At 48.3% G+C, this 7,071-nt stretch carries 8 protein-coding genes and 1 pseudogene; 1 reads left to right on the top strand and 8 read right to left on the bottom strand.

Annotation, left to right across the window (positions count from 1 at the left end; genetic code table 11):
- A pseudogene (locus JCM11216_RS13620) lies at positions 1–949 on the bottom strand (hypothetical protein); the annotation flags it as partial.
- A 522-nt stretch (positions 950–1,471) separates the two neighbouring features.
- Here JCM11216_RS13620 and JCM11216_RS20130 point away from each other — a divergent pair.
- Positions 1,472–1,714, top strand: coding sequence for a hypothetical protein (locus JCM11216_RS20130; protein WP_243676414.1), 243 nt, complete (start codon positions 1,472–1,474; stop codon positions 1,712–1,714).
- Positions 1,715–1,727: 13 nt separating this feature from the next.
- On the opposite strand, the gene JCM11216_RS13610 is transcribed toward JCM11216_RS20130, so the two are convergent.
- The 7 genes from JCM11216_RS13610 to tadA form a co-directional block, all read right to left on the bottom strand.
- On the bottom strand, positions 1,728–3,623 hold the full coding sequence (locus JCM11216_RS13610) for a DUF87 domain-containing protein (RefSeq protein ID WP_054854552.1): 1,896 nt from the start codon (positions 3,621–3,623) through the stop codon (positions 1,728–1,730).
- Positions 3,624–3,625: 2 nt separating this feature from the next.
- Positions 3,626–3,802, bottom strand: coding sequence for a hypothetical protein (locus JCM11216_RS20125; protein WP_243676413.1), 177 nt, complete (start codon positions 3,800–3,802; stop codon positions 3,626–3,628).
- Between the two features lie 8 nt (positions 3,803–3,810).
- Positions 3,811–4,251: a hypothetical protein gene (locus JCM11216_RS13605; RefSeq protein WP_243676412.1), complete on the bottom strand. Its 441-nt coding sequence runs from the start codon at positions 4,249–4,251 to the stop codon at positions 3,811–3,813.
- Between the two features lie 99 nt (positions 4,252–4,350).
- Positions 4,351–4,728 carry a hypothetical protein gene (locus JCM11216_RS13600; protein ID WP_243676411.1) on the bottom strand — a complete coding sequence of 126 codons (378 nt, stop codon included), beginning with the start codon at positions 4,726–4,728 and terminating at the stop codon, positions 4,351–4,353.
- A 483-nt stretch (positions 4,729–5,211) separates the two neighbouring features.
- On the bottom strand, positions 5,212–6,036 hold the full coding sequence (locus JCM11216_RS13590; protein WP_054854549.1) for a ParA family protein: 825 nt from the start codon (positions 6,034–6,036) through the stop codon (positions 5,212–5,214).
- A gap of 231 nt (positions 6,037–6,267) precedes the next feature.
- Positions 6,268–6,438: a hypothetical protein gene (locus JCM11216_RS20120; RefSeq protein ID WP_243676410.1), complete on the bottom strand. Its 171-nt coding sequence runs from the start codon at positions 6,436–6,438 to the stop codon at positions 6,268–6,270.
- Positions 6,435–7,071 (bottom strand): ATPase, T2SS/T4P/T4SS family (gene tadA / locus JCM11216_RS13585; RefSeq protein WP_243676409.1); only part of this gene is annotated, 637 nt, incomplete at its 5' end. The genes tadA and JCM11216_RS20120, both read right to left, overlap by 4 nt.

The following is a 7,071-nucleotide window of genomic DNA, read 5'->3' as shown; positions in this document are numbered from 1 at the left end:
TCTCATTGCCTATGTAGGTGAGTAATACGCATTCAAAACTCGGCCTAATGCCTAGCCAAAGAAACGTTGCGTTGCTTATCTCGGGAACGCCTAAGGCGTTTATTGGCGTGACTGAACCAGTGAACACGGTGAATGTGGCCACTGGGTACTCAATCGGCATTACCGACCTGCCGATTACCGTGTAGTTGATTCCGTACAAGGCACCACTCACCAGGTATGGGTATTGGCTGTTCATGACTAGGAAGCCCCTGAACGATGCATTTGGCGCGTTTTGGCTCAGCCAATTCATTAGGGCTACAGTCTCATTCATGAGCTGTAGCCTAGAGACTATCAACGCGTCCTTTGCCGCAATACTCGTTGTGAACAATATGGTCAGCGTTAGGGTGAGTAGGGCAACGCCAGATGCCCTAGTCCTATCCACAACCATCAATGGAATCGCGATAGCAATTATCAATGGGGGGGCAATTGCGTAGCTGAACCAAGCCAGGTAAGCGATTGTGTGAAGCACGGCAGTCATTACCTGGGCAACATGCATGATTGCGAATACCGAATCCGCAATTGGGTCAATCACCCAACCAAGATCCTGAAGAACACTCAGGTACTGAACCGGGACTGAGACCAAGCCGAAGGTGGAAAACACGGCAATGGCATTCAAAACAGTCATACCAACAGCCCAGGCAAGGCCTGCGTAGGCACTTGCGTAGTAAACAATTGACCAATCCCTCACCAAACCCTCGACCTCGCGGTAAAGCACTAGGTAGGCTGGTGAGCCGGGAGGGGGGGCAATGCCGAGGATGCCCGGCAGAAAATAGGCGAGGACAAGGGCAGAGCCAGCGAGCACCAAACGCCTAACCTCAACGCCTCCCCCCCTAACCAACCCGTAGATAATCACGATTAAGCCCTCGATGATTAGGCATAACCAAGCAAATCCATCGAACAACTTAAGCATGAACTTAATAAGGGGGGGCGCACTCAATACTTATTAAATAATAATATGAGTATTGGGTCGAGGAGACAGCCTCGTATAGAGAGGTTCATATCATTATTTTTCATATCACAGATTCTCACGGCAATCGCAGCATTTTTAATATATTACTACTACTTACCTCAATTTCCATACAGTATACTTACTAAACCCCCCCCACCATTACCCTATTTTTACATGTTCGCTCTATTCTTAATTATTACCTTAGCTGGTCATATTTATTTACTGTCAAAGCGGCGTCACGTGCTTGAGCAATTGCATCGTATTGATGGGGGGGCAAGTTGGATGGCGTTCATTATCGTTGGCTCACCCGTGGCGGGCATGTATCTGACCCTCCTATTCATTTACTTAATGCTATTCGCCAACATGATCCCATACCTATTCCACTTATTAAGTATTAAACAACCATTTATCGTTAATTTTATTTTTAATTACCTTCTTTTAGTGATTACTTTAATAATTATTGTTCTTCTCGTTATTTTTTCGATGGGAGAGGTCATTATTGTTTCGGAGGACTTGGTCATGGTGGCTGTGGGGGGGATCTCAACAATGACCATGGGGGGGATGGCGATAGCGCTTATGCAACCACCTAGTAGCACTATTAACTTCTCGGCCATTGCAGGTCCAATTAATGGCTCTGGGTTAACGTTGATTGCGACGGGCCTGCAGAGATATCATGAGGAGCGTGTGAGGTCTCGGCGTGCGAGGCGTAGGCCTAGGCTTTATTGACTCAGTCCCTTAACTAAGGCTCTAGTTCTATTACGCCTAGCCTCTTTATTGGTCCTGTGATTATTAGGGCTTTTGTGGTTAATCCCTGCATGTGTGGTGGTAGTGCGGTTGTCAACCACTTTATGTCTTCACTTGTTAGTTGTAGTGCTTGGCTTATTGAGGCTACGTATGCGTCGTTTCCACCCAAGACTATTATCAACGGTATGTTCTGCAAAACATCACTGCTTACACCACTAAGCGTCTGCGTTACGAATATTGTGCCAAGCCCAAACTTCCTTAAGCCTCTAACCATCAACTCAGCCAGCGGGCTATTCAACACGTAATAAGCCTCGTCAATAACCAGCAATTGCTGTAGCCTCTCGCCAACGCCCCCCCTACTCATCACGTGTGAATAAACGTGGTCAGCGACAACACCCATTAGGAAGGCCATCACGTCAGGGCTAGCCCTAACGCTGCTAAACAACAGCGCCTTGTTGCTCAATAACTCCTCAACCGGCACAATCTCTGCGTCCTTGAGGTAACTCACTAGCCTGTCTAGGGCTAGTGCAATGGCGTCATCATCCGTTGATGACCTAAGGAACTCCATCGCCTTAAAGAAGTCCCTGTGAATGCCGTTACCATAAATCAACCTCAAGTCCGGCAGTAGTGCCTTTCCGTCAATGCCCAGTATTGAGAATTCAGTGACTAGCCTATGAATCCTCTCCGCATCCGTCAAACCATCTAATTCAAAAATATTGATAAACTTCTTAGTGACATCAATCGGCTCAATGCCTTGTATCCTCAGGTACTCACCGTGTGGGTCTAGAACCAAGGCTTTAATCCCACTACTCATCAACCTATGCAGTATTGTAGAGACAGTCCAAGTCTTACCCATCCCAGTTGGCCCGATGACGAGCATGTGGCCGGAGGGCAATGCGTCCAGGTCGATGATTAGTTCGCTGCCCTCCCTATCCAGGCCAAGCCTTACTCGGGCCCTCGAGGACTCGCTGATTAACTTACCACCGTGGAATACAGGCACAATCGCAATGTCATGACTCAACTCATCAATTTGAGGCAAAGCCCACAAATGCATTAAACTCCTCGACCTCCTCATCACCATGTTGCTGTCCGGCAAATCCCTATCGCTTGCGATTAACGCCCTGATCGGCTCCTCGGCGTTTTGCGTAATCCTATCCAAGACAACACGCCACCTACTCACTGCCGGCAGTGCCTTGCCCCCCCTCTCCTGAACAACAAGCCTCTCGTACTCCCTAGCCACCCTACTTGAGGCCAACGCCCTAAACTCCGGGTTTCCGGACACCACGAGCATGTAGTTCTGTAGGTAATTAGCCACTGCAGACGCGACTGCACGTATGTCGTCATCACTAGGCATTGTGTAGATCTTACTCGAAGCAACAAGCCTACTCCTCAGTAGGCTTAATTGACCACCCCTGATCACGGAGTAGTTGCTCAATGCCTTAACAGCGACCGCCGTTAACACGGCGATGATTATTAACCCGTAAATCCTAAACAGTAGGTATGAGGCTAGGGTTAGGATTGCCAACGCAATTATCAGCCTCGATTTGCTTAATGCTGTTGGGAAGCCGACTAGCCTCCTCAAGTCCTCGCCACCCAATGGCTTGATTATGAAGTACTGCCTAAGCAGGCTTTCCTTGGCACCAAGCCAATTGCTGAAGTCGGGAAGTTCATTTTCGCCTTTAACGGCTCTTGAAAGCCTAATGAACCTGTCATTGCCAAGCCTAATGAAGGCAACAGCCTCATTAACGCCTAGATTCAACCTCCTAATGAGCTCATCAAACAAGCCAACGTACTGACTGCCAGTTAATCGGCTTATATCTAGCATTGGCTCTGCCTTGTAGAAAACATGCATGATGCCGTTCCTGGCATCAAAGACGTAGTCACCGCCCATAACTAGCTTGGGTGCCAGGTTTGGTAGGTGAGGCTTAGTATTGACTCAATGAGCCATTCCCTAAAGTCTCTGTAGGCCAGTGCTGGGATTAGGAGCAAAATCAGTGGCTTGTAGGCCATGCCCATTATGGCTAATCCAATTAGGATTGCGATGTATACCTTGGAGTCGATTTTAACCATCGATTTGACTAATTAACAGCCTTAAAAGGGGGGGCTAGCCAATCAACGGCGAAGCCTAACAAACCTAGGCAACCAAGAAAACCCATCGCCCCCCTGGTCTGATTAACCCTGTAATCACCATTAACAATGGCCCCAAGGTCTTCGGGGGGGCTTACTTTAACACCCTCACTCTGTAGGATGCCCATTAACTGGTTAATTTCGACTTTACCGGTCTCCATGTACTCCCTCAGGGAGTACTCGTTGCAATGAATTAGATTACACTGCGAAAGTAGTATTAATGCAGCCTCAATGCTCAACCCCCTAGCAACAACCTCGCTTAAGAGCTCATTGATTGATTCAGGTGTGAAGTAGTTGACCAGCCTCGAAAGGACTGCGTGGCAGTAATTCCTAAGTGGCTCTGCGCACCTCATGGACCAGGAATTAACGAACCTCGTTAAATCCCCCATCACCGCTTTTTACCGGCTTAACCCTAGCCATCCTAAGCCTTAAACTGCCCAACTCCCTAATCTCCCTCTCGACTTGATGCAAGCCATCCCTCCTAAACAACCTCATTGGTTTTCACCAGCTCCGCAGTTGCACCTAGCCCTAAGCCACCTACTGAAGGCCTCGGCGTATGGCTTGCCAACCCTCTCCTCAATCAATTTAGCCCAGTCCTCGGCACCAACCCGCCTCAAAGGCTCATCACTGTTTAGTAGCTTGGTCACTATTATAGCCCTATCAATACTCGACAACCTATCAATCTCAGCAAGAACAGACTCGAGGATGGTCTGACCAGCACTGGGGAAAGGCAGGGGCTGGCCTTGGCTAGGCGGTGGAGGAGTAGGCAAGGAATCAACAACGGGCTTGGGCTGGGCACTCGATTGATCATCCCTACCACCAAGCAAGCCCCCCCTGAGGAAGTTACTCACTGGGTTTTGACTGCTCATCAATAGGGTCTAATGATTGATTTAAAAGGGAGAGTGATTTATTAGGGATTAAGGGATTGATTACTACTTAGTCACAGAATTAATAGTTGAGTGGAGCTAGATAGCCCTTCTCGGGGGGGTTCACGTACTAAATCCTTATTAGTAACTTTAACATGACAGTACATGATGGTAATAATACCACCAATAAGTTTTGGGTACGAACGAAGAAACAATATCGAGGGAAACAGTATTACGCAGTGCAATATCACAATAATAATTAACATTAACATTAATAATAATGTTTACGGGAATGGGCTTAAGGATCGTTTAGGAGGTCATAGTAGTCAACATCCGATAAAGACCACTCAATACATTAGAAAGCCAATTAATACGTTAACAAGTAATGAATGCAGTATAAAGCACCGTTACGTTAAGCTATTCTATAGCCCATGGTTATGATTCTAGTTAAAACAATATTTATTTAGTGATTAATAACCCGTAAATTCATGATAGGCTTATTGACCCCCCCGTAAGCAACACCTTCACCTGCCTCGTTAGTGCGTTGGTCATGGTCTCAATGGCTTTTTTGAATTGTGTTAGTGATCCCTTTGGTTCGTAGAGTATTGCTGGCTTCATGGTTGCCGTTAGGTACTGTGCAATGGGGCTCATTGGTACTGTGAAGACCTCGCCGTTGCGTGCGAAGCCCCCCCTTACCCTTGACTCGATGGTGTCGAGTCCTGGTAGTGCCTTGTTTAGGACCACGTTTATTACCTTCCTGTACTTGAGTTGAGTAATCATTGGCTGTATGTACGTGTCGTCGATCTCCCTAAGCACGTACTCGCTGTACGTTGCGTGGTCTAGGACCACGTTAATGATTTGCGACGTGACCAGCGCCGGTATCAAGACCGGCATTGGTGCGTTGGCCGGTAAGTCCACAAGCACCAACTGGGAGCCGGTAGCCATAACAATAGAATTAACCATGTAAACCCACCTGTTGAAGGATTCGTTAACATTGATCGTTAGTTGGTAAGACTTGACGTTGCCTGGTGGTACAACGAGGACTGAGGGCATGTAAGTAGACCTACTAAGTAGTTGATTGACGTCGTTGATCGAGCCAATTAGGAAGTCCAGTGCGCCAAGCCTCTCCGGAACAACGCCCAGTGTCCTACTGGCCGTCTGGCTCGAGTCAATGCCAAGGTCAATCAACAATACGTTAGACCTAAGCGACTGGCTCATCGTTATGGCTAGGTTAGCGGCTAGTGTTGACTTACCAGTGCCTCCCTTGGAACCACTGAAGAATGTGGCTATGACGAACCTGGGCCTAAGCATCAACCAACACCCTTCTCAGCTTTATAAGGCTCAAACTCGGAATCGAGGCTAAGCAATTCATCTGGTAGGGGCAGTGGCTTTGCTTGCTCATTAATAGTCTCATTACTCACCTCAGCCGTAATGTCGACGCTCTTGAGTACGGCCTCAGGTTGCTTGTAGAAGATGTAGAGTAGGTTGGCTAGTTGCTCGTGGTTTAAGCCTGCGTTGACTGCCTTCGTTAGGAAGGCAGTCCTAAACCCCCAACTGCCTATTTACGTAGTCAACACCGTAGTCCCTGATTAAGGCGTTTATGTAGGGCTCCGTGTTGTGTATTTTCCTAACAAACCTCCTAGTGACAACCTCATACACCCCTGTTTCGGTGTTAAACCTAACATCCCTACTCATGCCAACCTCGACAATCACCGAGAGCTCAGTAACTCCTCAGCCTCGAAGCCGAGGCTCCTAAGCCTAGCCCTTGCTGCTTCAATGTTTTCGGCGTGGAATGTGGTCAATGCACCGTGACCGAGGGTTACTGCCTCAGCCAATGCCTTGAACTCACTGCCACTCCTAGCCTCGTTTAGGACTATTACGTCCACACCACTCCTAAGGGCTTGCCTAATCAACTCGGCCTTGTCTATTGAGCGTATGCCGTGGGCGTAGGCTACCCGCTCAAGCATTGGCTTAACCACCTGGTGAAACGGCAGGAATAACTCCGCAACATCCATGATCAACGCCATGGACCTCGTGACTAGCATGTAGGCGATGGCGTTTTGTAGGCTAGTCTTTCCAGAGCCCATTGGGCCGATTATCAGGATCGGGACCCTGTGGTCGGCGAGTAGCCACAACCTAGCCGAGTCCTCGATGTTGATCATGCCTCGCCTAATCAACTCGGGAAGCGTCCATGGCTTCCTGGGCAAAACCCTAATGCTCATTGAGCCTGGGCTCACCGGCTCAGACTCAATGCTAACCCTAACACCGAACTCGGGATCAACGACAGACGCCACCGGGCTGTAACTCGTTATTGCAGTCCTAGCCCTCTGAGCCACACGCCTAATC

Source organism: Vulcanisaeta distributa JCM 11216 (assembly GCF_001315985.1).
GTDB classification, from domain to species: Archaea; Thermoproteota; Thermoprotei; order Thermoproteales; family Thermocladiaceae; genus Vulcanisaeta; species Vulcanisaeta distributa_E.
The sequence above is the reverse complement of the archived record's forward strand: the minus strand, read 5'-3'. Positions and strand labels throughout refer to the sequence as shown.

Coding starts and splice junctions, on each gene's coding strand:
- JCM11216_RS13590 (WP_054854549.1), bottom strand. CDS start 6,036: ATGCTTAGGCCCAGGTTCGTCATAGCCACATTCTTCAGTGGTTCCAAG.
- JCM11216_RS13610 (WP_054854552.1), bottom strand. CDS start 3,623: ATGGGCGGTGACTACGTCTTTGATGCCAGGAACGGCATCATGCATGTT.
- JCM11216_RS20130 (WP_243676414.1), top strand. CDS start 1,472: ATGGGAGAGGTCATTATTGTTTCGGAGGACTTGGTCATGGTGGCTGTG.
- JCM11216_RS13600 (WP_243676411.1), bottom strand. CDS start 4,728: ATGAGCAGTCAAAACCCAGTGAGTAACTTCCTCAGGGGGGGCTTGCTT.
- JCM11216_RS20125 (WP_243676413.1), bottom strand. CDS start 3,802: ATGGTTAAAATCGACTCCAAGGTATACATCGCAATCCTAATTGGATTA.